Genomic DNA, 795 nt, shown 5'->3' with positions numbered 1-795 from the left:
CCCCGCCCCCCCCCCCCCCCCCCCCCCCCCCCCCCCCCCCCCCCCCCCCCCCCCCCCCCCCCCCCCCCCCCCCCCCCCCCCCCCCCCCCCCCCCCCCCACTACAGATATCGGATGGATTGCCAGCTTCGCGGCTTACGCCGCTCCTACAACACTCCTACACCGACAAATCCGCCTCACCCGACGGATTGCTCTGCAGCAACTCCAGATGCCGTTGCTCCATTTCCTGGCGCAACTGGCGGCGGATCTGCGCGGCAGCGAAGCGACGCTTCTCATCGCTGGTCTCCGGCTGCAGCGACGGCACTGGCGTCGGCCGACCATCGTCGTCCACCGCCACCATGGTGAAGAAGCAACTATTGGCATGACGCACCGCACCCTTGCGGATGTCCTCGGCAACGACCTTGATGCCGATTTCCATCGATGAGTTGCCGGTGTAATTCACCGAAGCCAGGAAGGTGACCAGTTCGCCGACGCCGATTGGTTGGCGGAAGGTCACCTGATCCACTGACAGCGTCACCACGTAGTTGCCGGCATAACGGCTGGCACAGGCATAGGCAACCTGGTCGAGCAGGCGCAGGATCGCACCGCCGTGGACCTTGCCGGAAAAATTGGCCATCTCCGGCGTCATCAGGACGGTCATCGACAGCTGGTGGGCTTTGTGTTCGCTCATGGCGGCTACTGCGACTGCGGGAAGAGCAGGCTACACCGTAGTGGGGGGGGGGGGGGGGGGGGGGGGGGGGGGGGGGGGGGGCGGGGGGGGGCGGCGGGGGGGGGACGGGGCGGGCGGGGGGGGGGTT

At 69.3% G+C, this 795-nt stretch carries 1 protein-coding gene; it reads right to left on the bottom strand.

The window, feature by feature from the left end:
* Positions 1-155: 155 nt before the first annotated feature.
* Positions 156-668: an acyl-CoA thioesterase gene (locus tag ACVOMB_RS21075; protein ID WP_481532939.1), complete on the bottom strand. Its 513-nt coding sequence runs from the start codon at positions 666-668 to the stop codon at positions 156-158.
* Positions 669-795 lie beyond the last annotated feature (127 nt).

This window comes from Stenotrophomonas sp. STEN018 (genome assembly GCF_056760235.1).
Note: the sequence above shows the minus strand (reverse complement) of the source record. Positions and strands in the feature narration are given on the sequence as shown.

What these genes read in the sequence shown, in the direction of transcription:
- ACVOMB_RS21075 (WP_481532939.1), bottom strand. Translation starts at nt 668, where the DNA reads ATGAGCGAACACAAAGCCCACCAGCTGTCGATGACCGTCCTGATGACG.